At 59.1% G+C, this 19,898-nt stretch carries 19 protein-coding genes; 1 reads left to right on the forward strand and 18 read right to left on the reverse strand.

Going from position 1 to position 19,898, the window contains the following annotated elements; translation table 11 throughout:
* Positions 1-42: 42 nt before the first annotated feature.
* From metK to GGE33_RS12735, 15 genes are all read right to left on the reverse strand, one after another.
* Complete coding sequence (gene metK, locus GGE33_RS12665) at positions 43-1,305, reverse strand: methionine adenosyltransferase (RefSeq protein WP_183823548.1); 1,263 nt, start codon at positions 1,303-1,305, stop codon at positions 43-45.
* 174 nt (positions 1,306-1,479) lie between these two features.
* On the reverse strand, positions 1,480-1,896 hold the full coding sequence (locus GGE33_RS12670; RefSeq protein ID WP_148145970.1) for a helix-turn-helix domain-containing protein: 417 nt from the start codon (positions 1,894-1,896) through the stop codon (positions 1,480-1,482).
* Between the two features lie 147 nt (positions 1,897-2,043).
* A complete protein-coding gene (gene lnt, locus GGE33_RS12675; protein ID WP_183823550.1) occupies positions 2,044-3,645 on the reverse strand; it encodes an apolipoprotein N-acyltransferase in 1,602 nt (533 codons plus the stop codon).
* A gap of 73 nt (positions 3,646-3,718) precedes the next feature.
* Positions 3,719-4,897 carry a hemolysin family protein gene (locus GGE33_RS12680; RefSeq protein WP_183823553.1) on the reverse strand — a complete coding sequence of 393 codons (1,179 nt, stop codon included), beginning with the start codon at positions 4,895-4,897 and terminating at the stop codon, positions 3,719-3,721.
* Positions 4,898-4,907: 10 nt separating this feature from the next.
* Positions 4,908-5,417: an rRNA maturation RNase YbeY gene (ybeY, locus tag GGE33_RS12685; RefSeq protein WP_183823555.1), complete on the reverse strand. Its 510-nt coding sequence runs from the start codon at positions 5,415-5,417 to the stop codon at positions 4,908-4,910.
* Between the two features lie 21 nt (positions 5,418-5,438).
* The gene (locus GGE33_RS12690) at positions 5,439-6,497 is read right to left on the reverse strand and encodes a PhoH family protein (RefSeq protein ID WP_148145974.1); all 1,059 of its coding nucleotides are present in this window, start codon (positions 6,495-6,497) and stop codon (positions 5,439-5,441) included.
* Positions 6,498-6,520: 23 nt separating this feature from the next.
* A complete protein-coding gene (gene miaB, locus GGE33_RS12695; protein ID WP_183823557.1) occupies positions 6,521-7,945 on the reverse strand; it encodes a tRNA (N6-isopentenyl adenosine(37)-C2)-methylthiotransferase MiaB in 1,425 nt (474 codons plus the stop codon).
* 55 nt (positions 7,946-8,000) lie between these two features.
* Positions 8,001-8,804 (reverse strand): lyso-ornithine lipid O-acyltransferase, encoded by an 804-nt coding sequence (olsA, locus tag GGE33_RS12700; RefSeq protein WP_148145976.1) that lies wholly within the window; start codon positions 8,802-8,804, stop codon positions 8,001-8,003.
* Positions 8,805-8,828: 24 nt separating this feature from the next.
* Positions 8,829-9,257 (reverse strand): Fur family transcriptional regulator, encoded by a 429-nt coding sequence (locus GGE33_RS12705; RefSeq protein ID WP_148145977.1) that lies wholly within the window; start codon positions 9,255-9,257, stop codon positions 8,829-8,831.
* Between the two features lie 39 nt (positions 9,258-9,296).
* On the reverse strand, positions 9,297-9,791 hold the full coding sequence (locus GGE33_RS12710; protein ID WP_183823559.1) for a GNAT family N-acetyltransferase: 495 nt from the start codon (positions 9,789-9,791) through the stop codon (positions 9,297-9,299).
* A 3-nt stretch (positions 9,792-9,794) separates the two neighbouring features.
* The gene (gene tsaB / locus GGE33_RS12715) at positions 9,795-10,433 is read right to left on the reverse strand and encodes a tRNA (adenosine(37)-N6)-threonylcarbamoyltransferase complex dimerization subunit type 1 TsaB (protein ID WP_183823561.1); all 639 of its coding nucleotides are present in this window, start codon (positions 10,431-10,433) and stop codon (positions 9,795-9,797) included.
* 18 nt (positions 10,434-10,451) lie between these two features.
* Complete coding sequence (locus tag GGE33_RS12720; protein ID WP_148145980.1) at positions 10,452-11,018, reverse strand: NifU family protein; 567 nt, start codon at positions 11,016-11,018, stop codon at positions 10,452-10,454.
* A 112-nt stretch (positions 11,019-11,130) separates the two neighbouring features.
* On the reverse strand, positions 11,131-11,622 hold the full coding sequence (locus tag GGE33_RS12725; protein ID WP_148145981.1) for a universal stress protein: 492 nt from the start codon (positions 11,620-11,622) through the stop codon (positions 11,131-11,133).
* A gap of 111 nt (positions 11,623-11,733) precedes the next feature.
* A complete protein-coding gene (gene trpS / locus GGE33_RS12730; RefSeq protein ID WP_183823563.1) occupies positions 11,734-12,798 on the reverse strand; it encodes a tryptophan--tRNA ligase in 1,065 nt (354 codons plus the stop codon).
* Between the two features lie 145 nt (positions 12,799-12,943).
* The gene (locus GGE33_RS12735; RefSeq protein WP_183823565.1) at positions 12,944-13,342 is read right to left on the reverse strand and encodes a VOC family protein; all 399 of its coding nucleotides are present in this window, start codon (positions 13,340-13,342) and stop codon (positions 12,944-12,946) included.
* 368 nt (positions 13,343-13,710) lie between these two features.
* On the opposite strand from GGE33_RS12735, the gene GGE33_RS12740 reads away from it, so the two are divergent.
* Complete coding sequence (locus tag GGE33_RS12740; protein ID WP_148145984.1) at positions 13,711-14,196, forward strand: YcbK family protein; 486 nt, start codon at positions 13,711-13,713, stop codon at positions 14,194-14,196.
* Positions 14,197-14,208: 12 nt separating this feature from the next.
* On the opposite strand, the gene murJ is transcribed toward GGE33_RS12740, so the two are convergent.
* The 3 genes from murJ to GGE33_RS12755 form a co-directional block, all read right to left on the reverse strand.
* Positions 14,209-15,783 carry a murein biosynthesis integral membrane protein MurJ gene (gene murJ, locus GGE33_RS12745; RefSeq protein WP_148145985.1) on the reverse strand — a complete coding sequence of 525 codons (1,575 nt, stop codon included), beginning with the start codon at positions 15,781-15,783 and terminating at the stop codon, positions 14,209-14,211.
* Between the two features lie 13 nt (positions 15,784-15,796).
* On the reverse strand, positions 15,797-18,613 hold the full coding sequence (locus GGE33_RS12750) for a [protein-PII] uridylyltransferase (protein WP_183823567.1): 2,817 nt from the start codon (positions 18,611-18,613) through the stop codon (positions 15,797-15,799).
* Positions 18,614-18,773: 160 nt separating this feature from the next.
* The gene (locus tag GGE33_RS12755) at positions 18,774-19,784 is read right to left on the reverse strand and encodes a helix-turn-helix domain-containing protein (RefSeq protein WP_183823569.1); all 1,011 of its coding nucleotides are present in this window, start codon (positions 19,782-19,784) and stop codon (positions 18,774-18,776) included.
* Positions 19,785-19,898: the final 114 nt, after the last annotated feature.

A 19,898-nucleotide genomic window follows, 5' to 3' on the forward strand; every position in this document is an offset into this window, starting at 1 on the left:
ACGTGTGATTACCAGATCGGTAAAGCCCCGATCGGAAAAGGCTTACTCAGCCGCGACCAGAAGATCTTCCTTCAGAGCATCCTTGAGCGGCTTCACGAGGTCGGTCTTTTCCCAGGAGAAGGAGCCGTCACGGCCGGACTTGCGGCCGAAGTGACCGTAAGCCGAGGTCTTGGCGTAGATCGGCTTGTTGAGGTCGAGATGGCGGCGGATGCCTGTCGGCGACAGGTCCATCACCTTGCGGATCGCGTTTTCGATCTGGTCTTCGGTGACGTTCTTGCCGGTCTGGTGCAGGTCGACATAGATCGACAACGGCTGGGCAATACCGATCGCGTAGGAGATCTGGATCGTGCAGCGATCGGCAAAGCCTGCTGCGACAACGTTCTTGGCGAGGTAACGGGCGGCATAAGCTGCCGAACGGTCGACCTTGGTCGTGTCCTTGCCGGAGAATGCGCCGCCGCCGTGGGGGGCTGCACCGCCATAGGTGTCGACGATGATCTTGCGGCCGGTGAGGCCCGCATCACCATCCGGGCCGCCGATGACGAACTTGCCGGTCGGGTTGATGTACCACTTGCAATCGGCGGCAATCGGCAGATCGCCGAGCGCTTCGCGGATATAGGGTTCGACGACCTGGCGAACCTTTTTCGAATCCCAGCTGGCATCGATGTGCTGGGTGGAGAGAACGATCGAGTCGACTTCGGTCGGCTTGCCGTTTTCGTAACGCACAGTCACCTGGCTCTTGGCATCGGGGCCGAGCTTGCCGGCATCACCTTCGCCCTTCTTGCGGGCAGTCGCGAGCAGCTGCAGAATCTTGTGCGAATAATAGATCGGAGCCGGCATGAGATCCGGCGTTTCCTTACAGGCGTAACCGAACATGATGCCTTGGTCGCCGGCACCTTCGTCGCCCTGCTTGTCGGCTGCGCTATCGACGCCCTGCGCGATATCGGCAGACTGGGAGTGCAGCAGCACGTCGATCTTCGCCGTCTTCCAGTGGAAGCCGTCCTGCTCGTAACCGATGTCGCGGATGGCCTTGCGGGCTGCCGACTTGAACTTCGACGGGTTGATGACGTCGTTGCCGTTCTTGTCCTTCTTCATCAGGCTTGGCGGCAGGCGCACTTCACCGGCGATTATTACGCGGTTCGTGGTGGCGAGCGTTTCGCAGGCAATGCGAACCGTCCACGGATCAACACCCGTCTTTGCAGCTTCGCGGTACACAAGGTCCACGATTTCATCGGAAATGCGGTCACAAACCTTGTCCGGGTGGCCTTCTGCCACGGACTCGCTGGTGAACAGATAATTGGCGTGCATGCGGGGAACCCCTCAAAGAATGGACAGTGAAATGTTTAGTGAGTTCAACTGATAAAAACAAGAACACAACGACATAAATATATCTTTATGCCTAAAATTGCCTCTGAGCTGAAATGAGGACAAAAAAAAGCGGCTGTAAAAGCCGCTTTCTCCTCCCCGTCTCTTGAAGAGAGACTACTCCTCCGCCTCGGCTGCGAGAGCCTTGACGAGATCGACGAGCCTGCGGCGAACCTTGGGATCGGCAATCTTCACGAACGCACGGTTGAGCTGGAGACCTTCCGAGGACGACAGAAAGTCAACGACGTAGTTGGAGCTGGATGCTTCGGCCATGCCGGTTGCACCGCCGGACTGCTCGCCCGGCGCGTCTTCGAAGAAGAAGGACACCGGAACATTAAGAATGCTCGAGATGTTCTGCAGGCGGCTCGCACCGACGCGGTTCGTCCCTTTTTCGTATTTCTGGATCTGCTGAAAAGTAATGCCAAGGCTTTCGCCCAGCTTTTCCTGACTCATGCCCAGCATCGTTCTGCGCAGGCGGATCCGGCTCCCGACGTGAATGTCGATCGGGTTCGGCTTTTTCTTGTTTTCAATCATAATGGGGGTCCTGGTGAAGTTGCAGTTAGGTTTTCAACCCGGTCCGCGTATGGAGAATACACCTCACGATTGGGACGACAGAACCAATGCGCGAAGCATATGACGAGACGGTAGGCATTCTCACTATGCAATTTTGGGGGTTTTTGGTCAATTCGCGCGGGAATTAAAACTTAGACGCGAGGACACTGCAATCAAAGACATAAATGCCACAACCAACCAGAAGTACCACCGCCGACTGCTATTACTCCAATATAGGATATATTTACCACCTATAGATGCGTCAATCACACCCTTTTGATTGTATCCAAGCCCCTGCACTACACGGCCAAATGGATCCACGACCGCCGAAATGCCGGTATTTGCTCCGCGAATCAGGAACATACCGTTCTCGACGGCCCTCAGACGGGCCTGCTGGAAATGCTGGTAAGGACCGGGCGTTGCACCAAACCAGCCATCATTCGTCACGTTCAAAATGGCCGAAGTCCGCTCGACATCCGGACCGATCTCGCCTGGGAAGATCGCCTCGTAGCAGATCAACGGATAGAGAAGCGCACCGCCTGGCAAGGTGAGAAGGCTGCGTGAGGACGCGGCCGTAAAGCCGCCCGGCATGGCGATCGCCTCGGTAATCCCAAGCGACGCAAGGATGCTTTCGTAGGGCACATATTCGCCATAGGGAACAAGATGCACCTTATCTGCCGCTGATGTTATTTGCCCATCACTATCAATAACATAGATGGAATTATAATATCGCGGCGCGACGCCGACGCCGGCGTTTTCGGAGCGTACGGCGCCGGTGACGAGCACCTGTCCGTCTTCAAGAACCTCGGCGATCCGAGCCAGCGCGTCCGGATTTTCGGTCAGGATGAACGGCACCGAAGTCTCAGGCCAGACCACGATATCCGGGCGGGCTTCACCGTCCTTGAGCGGCGCTGCCGTGAGGCGCAAATGCTCCTCGAAGATCTCCGTGCGGTTCGTATCGTCCAGTTTCTGGGCCTGATCAATCATCGGCTGAACAATACGTATGGTTGTTTTTTTGCCGTCTCCCGAGGCGAGTTTTTCGTCTGCGACATTTAGTCGCCACGCACCAAAGCCTACATGCGCCGCCGCCAGAAGGACAGCAAAGGCAAGACCGATAATCTTACCCTTCCCCGTGCCGAACAACGCAGGAGCCGAGAAAACGAAGACCGCAAGCACCGTGACGCCGAAAATCCCAAGAACCGCGTCCGACTGCATCATCAGCGGAACCGGCATGGCGCCATAAGCGATGGCATTCCAAGGAAAGCCAGTCAGCACAAAGCTGCGCAACCATTCCGCCACCCCGAAGGCTGCGGCGAGTGCTGCCAGACGCCCGATGCCATCGGACCAGACAGCGCGGGCAAGCGCCGTCGCCAGGCCATAGAAGATTGCGAGATAGGCGGGCAGTCCGAAGACGGCGAGAGGCAGCGCCCAGGCGAATTCCTCGGCATCGACCAGCAGGGCGTTGCCGAGCCACCAGAGGTTAGCAACGAAATAGCCGAATCCGAACAGCCAGCCGATCACGAAGGCCGCGCGCAAGCGGCTGGCTGCCCCGCCGCCAGGATTGCCCGTCGATCCGTCGATGAGCCAGACGAGAAGCGTGAACGATATGAAAAGCGTGGCGAAGATACCGAAGGGAGGAAGTGCCAGAGCACCAATGGCACCCGCAAATACTGCGAGTGCAATCCGGGACCACCCCGAAAGAAGCATGACCTTGCCCGCCAGCCACTCCATACAAGTCCCCTTTTCGCGAATCAGGGCGCAGTGTTTCAAAAAAACTGCGCCCTGTCGCGGGTCGGACTGTGGATCAGGCTTCGGGACGCGCGGCGCCGTTTTCGGCCGGAGCCGGCAGCAGCGCGGCCGCTTGCGGCGGCGCGGTAATCAGCGCCTCGCTCTCGCCTTTCACCTGTCGGCGACGGACAAGAGCGCGCTTGCGCAGGATCTTGACGCGCTTGATGCGGCGCGGATCGGCATCGAGGATCTGGAATTCGAAGCCGGGAACGGCCTGGACGACCTCGCCGCGAACCGGAATACGGCCAAGCGCCGAGAAGATCAGGCCGCCAAGCGTATCGACATCCTCGATGCGGTCGCGGACATCGAAATCGGGACCGATGGCCTTAGAAATCTCCTCAAGCTCGATGCGGGCATCGGCGATGAAGACATCCTCACCGGCCTTGGAGAGCATGACTTCCTGATCGTCATGTTCGTCCTCGACATCACCGATGACCATTTCGACGATATCCTCATGACTGACGAGGCCGTCGGTGCCGCCATATTCGTCGATGACCAGAGCCATCTGTGTGCGGGCAGCCTGCATCGAGCGCAACAGGTCGGAAGCCAGCATTGAGGGTGGTACGAAAAGCAGTTTGCGGACGAGGCCCGCCTCGGCAACAGTCTGTTCGAGGTTGACGCGGCCGAGATCGAAGGCAGCCTTGGGTGCCGCGCGGGTCGGCTTTTCGGTGCCATTGACTGCTGCAGAGATCTGCACCGTCGAGGCCTTCGAGCTGACGCGGCGCTTATTGCGCGCCTGCTTGGCCAAATAGGAGAGGAGATCGCGAATGTGGACGAAGCCGCGGGCATCGTCGAGATTGTCGCTATAGACCGGCATGCGAGAGCGGCCGGTTTCCTCGAAATGGATCATCAGCTCGCCGATGGTCATGTTCATATCCACCGCCTCGATATCGGCGCGCGGCACCATGATGTCCTCGACGCGGACTTCGCGGAAACGGAGGATGTTGTGCAGCATCGCCCGCTCGTCAGGCGAAAAGGCGTTGCTGACATTCGTATCCGTCATCAACGCGTCGGCGAGATCCTCGCGGAGCTGTTCGCCCTGCGATGGCCGAAGCAGGCGCACGGCCCTCGACCAAAAGGAATTGTGGGATTTGGGATGATGTTCGGACCTCGCCGAACTACTGCCCTCGTCCGACGAGGCAGAGTCCGAACTGTCCTTGCCCTCTCGGGCGACATTGCTCGAATAATCGTTCATTGTTCCAAACTTATATCAACGGGTCCTGCCCCGCATAGGGGTCAGATAGGCCGAGACCGGCCAAAATGCGAGTCTCCACTGCTTCCATCTCTTCCGCTTCGTCCTCTTCCATGTGGTCGTAACCGAACAAATGGAGGAAACCATGGACGAGCAGATGGGTCAGATGATCGTCGAAAGTCTTGTCGAGATCAACCGCCTCGCGCTCGACAGTTTCCCTTGCAACCACGATATCGCCCAGCATCGGGCCGGGCATGCCGCCCGGTTCGAGTGGAAAAGCAGGGAAAGACAAGACGTTGGTCGGCTTGTCCTGATCCCGCCACTCGGCGTTAATTTCCTGGATGGAATCGTCATTGGTGAAGACCAGAGACAGTTCCGGCGCCATTTTCGGGAAGGGCTGGTCTTCTTCGCGGACAAGATAATCCACGGCAGCACCAAGCACGCGGCTTGCCAGAGACGCCAAAACGGCCTCGTCCGGCCAGCCGCCATCTTCCACGCTGATCTGTATGTCTAGTTCGGGCATGAATGGTGAGCCCGACCGGTATTACCGGTCGAGAGCTTCCTCGCTTTCCTCGTGGACGGCGTATTGCGCGTCATAGGCCCTGACGATGCGACCGACCAGCGGATGACGCACGACGTCCGTATCCTTGAAGCGGACGACCGAGATGCCTTCGACACCCTTCAGGATCTGCAGCGCCTCGACAAGACCGGATTTGACGCCACGCGGCAGGTCCACCTGGCTCGGGTCGCCGGTGATGATCATGCGCCCGTTTTCGCCAAGGCGGGTCAGGAACATCTTCATCTGCATCGATGTCGTGTTCTGTGCCTCGTCGAGAATGATCGCGGCGTTTTGCAGCGTGCGGCCACGCATGAAGGCGAGCGGTGCAATTTCGATGACGCCTGCGGTAATGGCACGATCGACCTTGTCGGCCGGGATCATGTCGTAAAGCGCATCATAAAGCGGGCGCAGATAGGGATCGACCTTTTCCTTCATGTCACCTGGCAAAAAGCCCAGGCGCTCGCCCGCCTCTACGGCCGGTCGCGTCAGGATGATCTTGTCGACCGCACCGCGCTCCAGAAGCTGGGCGGCGTGGGCGCAGGCGAGATAAGTCTTGCCGGTACCGGCCGGGCCGACACCGAAGACGAGCTCGGCGCGTTCCAGCGCCCGCATATAGGCGTCCTGGGTGGGCGTGCGGGCCTGAATGGTCTTCTTGCGGGTGGAAATCTGCGCCATGGAGAGCTTTGCCTTGCGTTCCAGCGTCGGCAGGCTCAACTGGTCATCGGCGGCCTGCGCCATGCGGATCGCACCTTCGACATCGGACGCTTCCACGGAGCCGCCTTTCTGCAGACGTTCATAGAGGGAATCGAGGGCTCGGCGCGCCTGATTCGTGGCAACGACATCTCCTGAAATGGAGACCGAATTGCCACGCGGGCGGGCATCGATATTGAGACGCTGTTCGAGAAGCTTGAGGTTCTGGTCGAACTGACCGAAAAGTTCGCTTGCTAATCGGTTATTCTCGAACGTCAGGACGAAGTGGTTGGCGTCGGTCGCTGCGGATCGGGGCTGGCGCGCTGTCGAAGAAACCAATTCTGATGCGTTCAAGTAAGCAAGCTCCTCAACTTGAATTAGACCTCGATTAAACTCTCAACCGGCTCGGCAAACAAGCTGTTCGGACCGGTGCCGATGATTCGTACACTGATAATCTCACCGATTTGCGATGTTTTTGCATCAACATTCACAGACTGCAGCCAAGGCGAACGTCCGATCACCTGGCCCGGCATGCGGCCCGGCTTTTCCAGAAGCAGATCGATGGTCTTTCCGACACAGGATGTGGCGAAGTCGGCCTGCTGTTTCAAGAGCAGCGCCTGAAGCCGTTCCAGCCGCTCGGTCTTGACCTCTTCGGCCACATGATCCGGAAGATCCGCACCCGGCGTGCCCGGACGGCTCGAATATTTGAACGAGAAAGCCGAGGCGTAATTCACCTCTTCGACCATTCTCAGCGTGTCCTCGAAATCCTGATCCGTCTCGCCGGGGAACCCGACGATGAAATCGCCCGACATGGCGATATCGGGACGGGCTGAGCGGATACGCTCGATCAGTGCCAAATATTCCGCACCCGTATGACGGCGGTTCATCGCCTTCAGGATACGGTCGGAGCCTGCCTGAACCGGAAGATGCAGATAGGGCATGAGAATGCGCAGGTCGCGGTGTGCATTGATCAGGCGGTCGTCCATGTCGCGTGGATGGCTTGTCGTATAGCGCAGGCGGGCAAGGCCCGGAACATCGGCCAGCCGATAGAGAAGATCGGCAAGGCCGATTGCATTCCCCTTGCCGTCTTCTGAAGCCCAGGCGTTGACATTCTGGCCGAGCAGCGTGATTTCGCGCACCCCGGCATCCACCAGCCGCTTTGCCTCGTCGATGATCTGGCCGATGGGACGGGAAACCTCGGAGCCACGCGTGTAAGGCACTACGCAGAAGGTGCAGAACTTGTCGCAACCTTCCTGCACGGTGAGGAAGGAGGTAACACCGCGCGAGCGAATAACCTTCTTTTCGGTTGCCGGCAGGTGCTCGAACTTGTCCTCGACGGCATATTCCGTATCGACGACACGCTCGCCATTGCGGGCCTTTTTCAGCGCGTCCGGCAGGCGGTGATAGGTTTGCGGGCCGATGACCACGTCGACTGCCGGTGCGCGGCGGATGATCTCCTCGCCTTCGGCCTGGGCGACGCAGCCTGCAACGCCGATCATGAATTCGCGGCCTTCGGCGGCGCGCTCTTTCTTCATGTCACGCAGGCGGCCGAGCGCGGAATAAACCTTTTCCGCCGCCTTCTCGCGGATGTGACAGGTGTTGAGCAGAACGAGATCCGCCTCCCCCATGTCTTCCGTCGTCACATATCCCTCGCCCGCCAGCGCATCGCCCATGCGGGTGGAATCGTAGACATTCATCTGACAGCCGTAGGTCTTGATGAAGACCTTGCGGGTGTTGGGACGGCTGTCCGGACAGTGAGCAGCCTCATTGGCCGGCGCGGGAATGGAGACATGTTCGTTCATGCCGCTTCCATACCGCAAGAAAGGGCGGAATTGAAGCGGCACATAAACCGTCCGCTCAATCCGCATCATACTCCCTTTGCCGCAGATGCCTTATCAACATGCGACGGAGCTGGGCGGTGATGTTCTGGCTCAGGTGCTTGCGATTGTCACCGGTGCGAAAATCGACCGTATCGCCGAAAGCGACCTCCACATCGAGCGCGCCTTCCTTCAGCACGCCGATCAGATGCGGCATCAGCTCTATATCGCCCGGCCAGGCGGCAAGCGGGCGATGGAAACGCCCCATCGCCATGCCGTGAACGCGGGTATAGGCGATCGCGACCGGCTGGACGTGCACGACACCATCGGGGGTGTGAGGCACTGCTGCTGCAGCAGCTCCGAAAAGCGAGGATTTCACCTCCAGCAGACGGTTGCCGTCCGAGGTGGTGCCTTCGGGAAAAAGCACGACGATCTCGCCGGCATTCATGCGCGCGGCAATCTCGTTGACCTGCTCGCCGGTGCGGCGTTTTTCTTCGCGCACGACAAAGATCGTCTTCTGCAGCTTTGCGAGAATGCCGAAGACCGGCCAGTTGGCTACTTCCGACTTGGCAATATAGACGACATCGGCAACCGCGCCGAGAACGAGGATGTCCTTCCACGAGGCATGATTTGCCGCGAGCATCAGCGGCCGGCGGCGTTCGATGTGGCCATGGACCCGGATACGGATACCCAGAAGCCAACAGGCGGAACGATGCCAAAGACGCGGAACGTAACGGCGGATCTTCAAGTCAAAGGCGAGGCCGAAAAGCTGAAACGGCAGGAGCGCCAGTGTCACGATCACGAGACAGACGACAACAAGGCCGATCCGGATGGATGTGATCACTTGTCTTGTCCCTACCGGTTCCGCTCAATCATCGTTCTTGTCGAGGGGAATGCCGTAAAGCTCGAGCCGGTGGCCGACCAGCCGAAAGCCGAGCTCACGGGCGATGCGCTCCTGCAGCGCTTCGATCTCGGCCGACTGAAACTCGATGACGTTGCCGGTATTGAGGTCGATCATGTGATCGTGATGTTCTTCCGGCACGGTCTCGTAACGGGAGCGGCCGTCGAGAAAGTCATGTTTCTCGATAATCCCCTCGTCCTCGAACAGTTTCACTGTCCGATAGACCGTCGAAATCGAGATGCGCGGATCAACCTTGGACGAGCGGCGATAAAGCTCCTCGACATCCGGATGATCGTCGGAATCCTGCAAAATCCGGGCGATGACCCGGCGCTGATCGGTCATGCGCATGCCCTTTTCGGCACACAACTCTTCCAGGGTCTTGGAAAGGTCTGTCATGACGTTCTGGCCTTCGAAATATTCACGTATGCTGAGGGACTAGCGAAGATCACGGCTCATGACAAGCGCTGCGGTCCGTCGACCATCCGCTCCCAGATAATAAGCCGGTCTCTCGGCCACCTTGGCAAAACCGAGTTTGCCGTAAAGCCCGACGGCAGGCCTGTTTTCGGCCTCGACTTCAAGAAACATGCTGTCGGCGCCGCGGGAGATTGCCTCACGCACCGCTGCCTGCATCAGGCGCCAGCCGAGCCCCTGGCGACCGAACTTTTCGGCGACCGCAACCGTCAGGATTTCCGCCTCTCCGCCAGCCTCGCGACTGAGCACGAAGCCGCCGAGTGGCTTTGAAAAGAATGCATTCGTCTGGCGTGCAATGAAGCCGAAGACATTTTTCTGCGAAAGAAGGTCCTGAAACTCAGCTTCGCTCCACTGGCGCGGAAAACGCAGGCCGTGCAGTTCGGAAATCTCGTGGCAATCGACATCCTCGATCGGCACGACTTCGAAAAACGGCTTCCAGGTCAGATAGTCGTCAAACATGGGCTACACCCGCGCCAGAGCAAAACCCGTCTGCGGTTTTGCATCAGGTCCACGCAAATAAAGCGGCTTCGGCCGTGCTCCAGCGGCATCCTTTGCAGCACCGATACGCGCGACAGTTCCGATATCGAAGCGATCACCCGTCTTGGAAATCCACGAGCCGGTAGGCTCGGCAGAGAGGGATTTGACAAGATTGTCGACGTTTTCTGCCGAAAGCGCTGCCGGTTCGTTCAGCGCAGCGCCATCGACGGCGAAAGCCTGCGCATAGATTTCCTCGCGCTTGGCATCCATGGCGATGAGAACCGGCATGTCGGAACCGCTGGTTGCCCGATACGATGCCGCGAGCGTTTCCAGCGTCGAGACGCCGACACAATCGATCCCGAGGGAGAGAGCCAGACCGCGAGCAGCCGCGACGCCGACACGAATGCCCGTGAAGGAACCTGGGCCGATGACGACGGCGATGCGGCCGACCGCATGGAGATCGACTTGGGCTTCATCCAGAGCCTGATCGATGACCGCCATCAGGCGTTCCGCATGCCCCTTGCCGATTTCTTCCGAGACGGCAGACAAAAGCCTGCTGGCGGAACTGTCAAATACCGCCGCAGAACAATCGATGCCTGCAGTGTCTATAGCGAGAACGATCATGAACAGGTCTTGCGGGTATCAGAGGGCCTCAACCGCCTGGACTTCGGGAACGAAGTGCTTGAGCAGGTTCTGCACACCATGCTTGAGCGTTGCAGTGGAAGACGGGCAGCCGGAGCATGCGCCCTTCATGTTGAGATAGACGGTGCCGTCCTTGAACCCCTTGAAGGTAATGTCGCCGCCATCCTGCGCAACTGCCGGGCGGACACGCGTCTCGAGCAGTTCCTTGATCGTGGCAACCAGCGTCTCGTCGCCTTCATCGAAAAATTCGCCTTCCTCGTCGGAAGCCTCGGCAAGGGACGAACCGCCGCCCATGACCGGCTGGCCGGACATGAAATGCTCCATGATCGAGCCGAGAATGGCGGGCTTCAGGTGCTGCCATTCGGAATCAGACTTGGTAACGGTGATGAAATCGTAGCCGAAATAAACGCCCGTGACGCCGGGAACGTTAAAAAGGCGCAGGGCCAGCGGAGAGGCTGCAGCTTCTGCTTCATTGCGAAACTCGGCCGTGCCTTTTTCCATGACAACCTTGCCGGGAAGAAACTTCAGGGTCGCCGGGTTCGGCGTGGCTTCGGTCTGGATGAACATGGGCTTGCTCCTGGCCGCGAGCGGCACTCAGTTTAGAACTCTTCCAAATAAGATAACCGTTCTCATCTTTGGGTTCAAGTGCGCCTTTGTCCGCTCATGGTCAATAGTGAGATCACGCCAGCGAGTCGATTTCCTCGTCCGAGAGCGTGTCGGGAAGTACCGTGACCGGGATTGGGAAGGCTGCACCGCGACCGGCGACTGCGGAGACCAGCGGTCCCGGGCCTTCCTTCGCCGAACCTGCTGCGAGCACGAGGATCGCGATATCGCGGTCTTCCTCGACCAGTCCGTTGATCTGTTCGGGAGCGCTGCCCTCGCGGATGACGATTTCCGGGTCGATGCCGATTGTTTCACGCACCCGGTGGGCGGCCTTCGCCATTACCGCTTCGGCCTCTTCCATCGCTTCGGCGCGCATGATCTGCTCGACACCCAGCCATTGCTGGAAATCGCCTTCGGGAATGACATAGAGGAGAACCAGACCGCCATTGGTATTCTTGGCGCGGCGGCCGGCATAATGGACCGCTTTTTCGCATTCCGGCGTGCCGTCGATGACCGCCATGAACTTGCGCCTGTGGCCTTCAAGCCGCGAAAGTCTCTTGGAAACCATAACGCCCCCTGTGTTGCCGAAGCAGTCTCGCCGCGGACCTTATACCAACGTGTAAAAATGAAAACCCGCCGCTTCACGCGACGGGTTTGCCTGTTCATGCCGCCTCAAAAATCAGCGCAGGAAGCCGATGATGTCGAAGACTTCGTCCATGACCTTTTGTGCACGTGCCCCGGCGCGCTCGCCGCCATCCTTGAGGATTGCGTCGATATGCGTGGTGTCGTCGAGCAGGCGGCGCATCTCGGCGCCGATCGGAGCCAGAACCTCGACCGCCAGTTCGGCAAGCGCCGGCTTGAAGACGGAGAACTGCTGGCCGCCGAATTCGGCCAAGACGTCAGCCTTGGTGCGATCGGCAAGGGCAGCATAGATGCCGACGAGATTGTCGGCTTCCGGGCGGCCGGCCAGGCCTTCGATTTCGCTCGGCAGGCCTTCCGGGTCGGTCTTGGCCTTGCGGATCTTCTTGGCGATATCGTCGGCATCGTCCATCAGGTTGATGCGCGACAGATCCGACGGATCGGACTTCGACATCTTCTTGGTGCCGTCACGCAGCGACATGACGCGCGGGGCCGGACCATCGATCAGCGGCTCTACCAACGGGAAATAACCATGGATGGGCTCTTCGCCGACGACCATGTCGACGCCGGTTCCCGTCGCACGGATCTTGTCCTGGAAGTCGATGTTGAACTTCTGGGCAATATCGCGGGCGAGTTCCAGGTGCTGCTTCTGGTCGTCGCCGACCGGAACATGGGTGGCGCGGTAAACGAGAATGTCGGCCGCCATCAGGCTCGGATAGGCGAGCAGGCCGAGCGAGGCGTTTTCGCGGTCCTTGCCGGCCTTGTCCTTGAACTGCGTCATGCGGTTCATCCAGCCGATACGGGCAACGCAGTTGAACACCCAGGCTAGCTCGGCGTGCTGCGGCACGGCCGACTGGTTGAAGACGATGTGCTTCACCGGATCGATACCGGAAGCGATGAAGGCTGCGGCGATCGAGCGGATCTGGCCGCGCAGGTCGTCATGCACAAGTTGCGCAGTGATCGCATGCAGGTCAACGACACAATAGATGCAGTCGTTGTTTTCCTGCAGCGCCACGAATTTGCGGATCGCGCCGAGATAATTGCCGAGATGGAGATTGCCGGTCGGCTGAACGCCGGAGAAAACGAGCGGCTTGAAGGTGTTCATGATGTCCTCGAATAGGCGGTTGGAAGGCCTCAGGCCTCAAGGTTACGCGCTCCCGGCAGGTTTGAACGTCTCCGGCAATCGCGCCCCGCGGGCCATGTAGCTAACGCCGCGCTCTAAGCACGTCGGGCGGTGCAAAATCAAGGCCTCAGCGCGGAGCATGCTCAATCAAATCCCAGGTGTTGCCGTAGGGATCGGCAAACACGGCTACCGTGCCGTAAACCTCACGGCGCGGTTCCTCCATGAATTTGACGCCGCGGGCACGCATTGCCGCGTGGTCGCGGGCAAAGTCATCGGTTTTCAGGAAGAAGCCGACCCGCCCTCCGGCCTGGTTGCCGATCGCGGCCAGTTGCCTGTCATCCGCGGCCTGAGCGAGAAGCAGAGCCGCACCCTCATCGCCCTTCGGCTTTACCACAAGCCAGCGCTTACCATCGGCAAGGGACGTATCCTCCACGCAGTCAAAGCCAAGGTCACCACAGTAGAAAGACCTCGCCCGATCGAAGTCATCGACCACCAAGGTCACGAGAAAAAGTGATCGGACTGGCATGGGCGGCTCCTGAGTTTCGCGTAGTGATCTGGCTAAAATCATGGGCCATAGCAACCATTAAGGGAATTTTTCGCAATTTTATGCCTCGGACCCCAATTTTTTTGGGGGTTTTGACAATCAACTTCGAGGACGTTGCTACAGAAGCTCGGAGTGCCGCTATGTAACAGTTTTATAACGAAGTTTTGGCGCTCCCCGAACAACTATAACAAACATCAAGACTGCAATTGGTTAATGAATATTAAGATTCATGACCTATTAATCTCAATTCGAGGTAAATCCCACCTTATTCACGTCACTTTTCAGAATGAAATACCCCGCTACGACGAAGTCGATCGTCATGACGACTGGTCTTTTCTTAGGGGACAACCATGCGCATCTTTTCTCGCGTCGCGCTGGCCTGCCTATTGGCATTCAGTATGAACGTAAACGCCGAGGCAGCAGGCAAGAACGACAAACGCCGCAGCACAGCAATTCAGCACGATTACTCCGCTTTCTACACGGTACAACGTGTCAGTGTCCGTACCGGCTGTTTTCCCGACAAGCTGGAAGCGATCCTTGCCCATATCGCCAAGCAGACCGGCAAGAAGCCGATGGTCACGTCAGGTCATCGCCCGCGTTCGGGCAAGTCGCAACATAGCCGCTGTTTCGCCGCTGACATCCGCGTGCCGGGTGTCTCCGAAAAACGTATCCTGGCAGCAGCCCGCACCGCGCCGGGCATTGGCGGCATCGGCCGTTACTGCAACGGCATCGTGCATGTCGATATCGGCCCAAGCCGTACTTGGGCGCACTGTGGCAAGAAGGGTAAGGGCAGCCTTGCCAACCTGAAGCCGAAGTCGAAGAGCCGCGATACGTGATCGCGGCATTCTTTAAGACGACGCCTTTGGCTTGCGCTTCAAGCTCCGGCGGATCATGCCGAGATCGGCCCCGCCGATGAGGAAGGCGACGCCGAAATAGACGACCATTGCCAGCGCAATCAAAGCGCCAAGGGCCGTGACCTGGCTTAGCAGATGAGCGCCCGGCGCCAACCATGATCCGGCATAGGGCAAGGCGTAGATAAGCGCTGCCGCCATCACGCCTGCCGAGACGATCAACAGAACCGTGCGCCTGGCGAGCTGCCATTCCCAGACGAGATCGCCGCGCCAGACCAGGATCGTGAACAACAGCACAGTGTTAAGCCAGCCGGCTGCCGCTTCCGCTGTGGCGATGCCGCGCTCGGCAAGGATCGGGAAAAGCGAAATCGCCAGCGCTGAATTCACCACGACGGCAAGCATAGTGATGCGCATCGGCGTCTTGGTATCCTCGCGTGCATAAAAGCCCGGCTGCAGCGCCTTGATGAGCACGAAACCCGGAAGGCCGAGGCCATAGATCGCCAGAATGCCGGCAACGACCGAAGTATTTTCGGCGGAGAACGCCCCGCGTTCGTAGAGTACGCGGATGATCGCATCCGACAGGACCCAGAGACCGACAGCAGCGGGGAGCGTCAAGAAGAGGACGAATTCGATGGAGCGGTTCTGGATGCCGGCCGCTTCCTTCATCTTGCCGCCTTTGAGCGCTCGCGACAGTTCCGGCAAAAGAACGACACCGACAGCCACGCCTACCACGCCGAGTGGCAGTTGGTAGATACGGTCGGCATATTGAAGAGCCGCGATCGCGCCTTCCTTGCCGGAGGCGATCGCCTGACCAATGATCTGGTTGATCTGGGTAACGCCACCGGTAATCGCAGCCGGAACCGCCAGCCATAAAAGCCGCTTGACGTTCGGTGTCATGCGCGGGCGGCGAAAGCCGATATTGATGCCCGCATGGCGCACACCGATATAAACCACAGCAAGCTGTAGAACGCCCGCTACCAGCACGCTCCAGGAGAGATACCAGGCGATCAGCTGGGGCTCCGCACCGATCCAAAGGCCGTAGACCAGAGCGGCGATCATCACCACGTTCAGAAAAACGGGCGCAATTGCCGCTGCGAAGAAATGATGCAGCGAATTCAGCATTCCGCTCATCATCGCCGTCAGCGACATGCACATGAGATAGGGGAACATGACTGCGGCCATGCGGATGGTCAGCGACATCTTTTCGGCGTCGTCGGCAAAACCCGGCGCAATGATGAAACGCACCAGCCATGGCATGGCGAGTTCCATGACAATGGTTATGAGGAGGAGCGCCGAAAAGAGCACCCCGAAGACCTCTTCCGAAAAGCGCTTGGCGCCCTCGACACCGTTGGCCTCGATTTCTTTCGAAAACAGCGGCACGAAGGCGGCGTTGAAGGCGCCTTCGGCAAACAGCCGGCGAAACAGGTTCGGAAAACGGAAGGCGGCGTAAAAGACGTCGGCCATCGGCCCCGTTCCCAGCGCTGCCGCCATCGCCGTCTCACGGGCGAAGCCGAAGATGCGGCTGCCGAGCGTCGCGCCGCCGACGGTCGCGAATTTCTTGACGAGGCTCATGGTCGAATATCCGTCACGCGCGCGCCTTGCTCTTGCGCGGCGGCTGTTCTTCTGTGGCCGGTGCCGGTGTCGGGTTCTTCTTCGCTTCTTCTTCCTGGTCGGTCATGACCGACTTCAGCCGGGCAGAGATGGTGTTCTGGCGGTTGTCATTGGTGACTTTCTGACCGACCAGATCGGTGACGTAGAAGGTATCGATGACCTTTTCGCCGAATGTGGTGATGCGGGCAGACTGGATGTCCAGCGACAGGTCGGCAAGGCCGGCGGTGATATCCGCCAGAAGACCTGTACGGTCGAGGCACTCGATCTCGATGACGGTGAACTTGTTAGAGAGGCCGTTCGAAATGGTGACCGAAGGCGGGATGTCAAAGGCCTTGGTCTTCTTGCGGGTCTTGGCGCGGGTGGCGATGACTTCCGGCAGGCGGCGCTTGCCCGAAAGCACATCCTCGATCATCCGGCCGATCGTGCCGGCACGGCGGAGTTCATCCTCGTCTACCGCAAATTCCCGGTTGATCAGGATCGTATCGAGGGCACGGCCGTCGCCAGTCGTGAAGATCTGCGCATCAACGATGTTGGCGCCGGCAGCAGCACAGGCGCCTGCAATGATCGACAGAAGGCGCGGATGGTCGGGCGCGAGTACGGTGATCTCGGTGATTGCCCGGAAGGCATCGGTACGGACCATGGTTGCAAGCGCATGGCCGGCGCGATCGGTATCGCGGATGAAGGTCGCGTGGCGAACCTGATCGTTCAGCGAAACGGCCAAGAGATAGGGCTGATAATGGAGCGACGAATAGGTCTTCCGCTCCTTCCCGTCCCAGGACGACAGCGCATCGAAAAGCGCCTCTTCGGCGACAGTCGCGCGCTCGCGGCGCGGCAGGTCGGAAAAGCCGCCGGAGAGCAGGATCTCGGTTTCGTAATAAAGGGTGCGCAGAAGCTGGCCCTTCCAGCCGTTCCATACGCCGGGACCAACGGCGCGCGTGTCGCAGATCGTCAGGACGAGCAGCAGTTTAAGCCGGTCCATGGACTGCACGACAGCGGCAAAATCGCTGATCGTCTTGCGGTCATGCAGGTCGCGGGTCTGCGCGGTCATCGACATGACGAGATGCTGCTCGATCAGCCAGACGACAATTTCGGTCTGCTTGTGGTTCAGGCCGAGTCTCGGGCAAAGTTTGCGGGCCATGCGGGCGCCGGCGATCGAATGATCCTCCTGACGGCCCTTGGCGACATCATGGAAAAGCACGGCGACATAAAGGGCCTCGCGCTCTTCGATGCCGGGCATGATCTTGGTGGCAAGCGGATGCGCTTCCTGCATCTCGCCCTTGTCAATCTCCGAGAGAGCTTCAACAGAACGGATCAGATGCTCATCAACCGTATAGTGGTGATACATGTTGAACTGCATCATCGCCACGACCTTGCCGAATTCGGGGATGAAGCGGCCGAGTACACCGGCCTCGTTCATGCGGCGCAGCATCAACGCCGGATCGCGGCGCGAGGTCAGGATCGAGAGAAACAGCCGGTTGGCTTCCTCGTTTTCACGCAGGCTGTTGTCGATCAGCGTCAGCGAGCGGGTCATACGCTTCAGCGCATCCGGATGCAGTTCGAGCTGATGGATATCCGCAACATGGAAGAAGCGGATGATGTTGACCGGATCGCGGGTGAAGACATCCGGCGAAGCGAGCGTGATGCGGCCACGGTCGGTGACGAAATCCGTGGTGCCGGGGATCTTGTGCAAACGGTGGGTGAAACGCGAGATGACGCGATTGGCAAGCCCCGGCGCGGCCTTGGCCTGCTGTTCTTCCAGTGCCGCGCAGAAGATACGTGTGAGATCGCCGACATCCTTGGCGACCAGAAAATAGTGCTTCATGAAACGCTCGACGGCGGAAAGGCCGGGACGCGTATGATAACCGAGGGCCGAGGCGATATCGCGCTGGATATCGAAGGACAGGCGCTCCTCCGACTTTCCGGTCAGGAAGTGCATGTGGCAGCGAACCGCCCAGAGAAAATCGTCCGCTTTTTCGAACAGCCGGAATTCGCCACGAGAGAACACGCCGAGCTTGACCAGTTCGGCGGCATCCTTGACGCGGTAGTAATATTTGGCGATCCAGAATAGCGTATGGAGGTCGCGCAGGCCGCCCTTGCCTTCCTTGACGTTCGGTTCAACCAGATAACGGGTGTCGCCGGACTTCTGGTGGCGCTGATCGCGCTCGGCAAGCTTGGCGCTGACGAATTCGGCACCGGTATCGGCCACGACCTCATGGTCGAAACGGGTCTCCAGATCTGCAAACAGGGTTGCGCAACCGCAGATCAGGCGGCTTTCGAGGATTGCGGTGCGGATGGTCATATCCGTCTTGGAAAGGCGGATGCATTCTTCGACCGTGCGGGTCGCGTGGCCGACCTTGAAACCCATATCCCAGAGAATATAGAGCAGGAACTCGACGGCCTTGCGCATCTCGTCGGAGTTTTTCGCCGGCAGCAGGAACAGAAGATCGATATCCGATCCGGGCGCGAGCGTAGCGCGGCCGTAGCCACCGACAGCAGCGATCGTGATGTCCTTGCCTTCAGGGTGTACGGCGGCTGCCACCATCTCATGCAGAATGCAGATGATCTGGTCCTGAACCCAGGAAATCCGCTCGGCGCAATTGAGCCCGCTGCCGTCCTTTACCAGAAGTTCGCGCGCCTTCTGGCGGCCCTCGTTGCTGGCACGGCGCATGATGGGCAGAAGCGCCGACCTCAGCTCCAGAAGCGGACGGGCCGTCTTCATCACCGCGCAGCATTCGGCCTTCAGGGCATCTACATCGAGAAGTTCGGAGAAATTGATTTCGTGTCTGGCCATATCATCCCTGCCGATGCCAGTTTGCCGGTCGGCTCCAGAGCATTTCCGGGCGCAAAACCGGCTCCCGATTTTGGTGGTGTTGCTCTAACGAATTCTGGTCACCTTGACCACCGATTATGGCAGTAGGTCGTTTCCAAGTTGTTGCCTTGCAGCATGAAGTTCAAGAGCCGGTTGTTTCGACTTTCGACCTTGCGCGCCACTGGCGCGGGCTCATGCCCGTTGCGCGACGAAACTCCCGGTTAAAGTTCGATTTTGTCGAGAATCCGACGTCGAGCATGATTGCCGTCGCCGATTGTTTTGTTTCATCCAGCAGGCGGCAGGCTTCGCCGACACGACGGTTGTTGACGAACTGGGAGACGTTGAGACCTGTGGCACGGTTAATGGCGGAAGACAGGTCGCGCGCCGGAATTTTCGCCTTGCGGGAGATTTTCGCGAGGCTGAGATTTTCATCCCTGTAGAGTTCGCCTTCGCCAAGAGCCGCTGTGACGCGCTCGACGATTGCTGCATCTGCCGGATCGGGCAAAGCCGATGCTTTGGGAGAAACCGCGGTGCGGTCCGGATCGGGCAGGAGGTAATAAATACCTGTTGCCGCAAGCGCGACGATGTTCATGATCGCCACCGCAAACGGAACTCCTTCTGCACCGGCGACACCCGCATAGACGGCCACGGCAACATCGCTCAGGGCGAAGAAGAACATCAGGATCGCGGTCAGACGCGCGGCGCGCAAAGCCGGACGCATGCGCTGAAGGCTCGCCTCCGCCATCACCTCGTCATCGCTGGTTCGCGCCAGACGCCAGATGGCAGTGCCGTAAACGAGGAAGATCACAAGCAGCAGCGGATCGACCAGCACCTGCATAAAGGCGACCGAAAGCGCGATGGAAGCCGGTGCCCATAGATGGATCCAGGGTTTGGGTATCGTCTCATCCGTCAGGCCACGAAATGCCAGGAAGGCGAGTGGCGGCATCACGGAGGCGGTAATCGGCTGGATCGGCGCAAGCGCCTTGACGCCGTAGCCGAAATGCAGGCCGACGACCACGCCCTGCAACGCATAAAGGATCAGGAAAGCCACGAAATACCGGCGACTTCCAGGCGCTTCCACGCCCTTGAGGCTGTGATGAAGAACCAGTGCGAAGATCAATCCGGCAATGAAGGGTAACGGTATGGCGAGCAATGGACGATCCCGATGGCGCTCAGAAAAGCCTGAAGAAAATTCTACGACAATCTATATCATCTTCGGACCCGAAAGGGAGATCGCGCTACCCGCAATAGCAGGTAGCCCGAACCC

Origin of the sequence: Aliirhizobium cellulosilyticum, from assembly GCF_014198105.1 — a bacterium.
Taxonomy (GTDB): domain Bacteria; phylum Pseudomonadota; class Alphaproteobacteria; order Rhizobiales; family Rhizobiaceae; genus Neorhizobium; species Neorhizobium cellulosilyticum.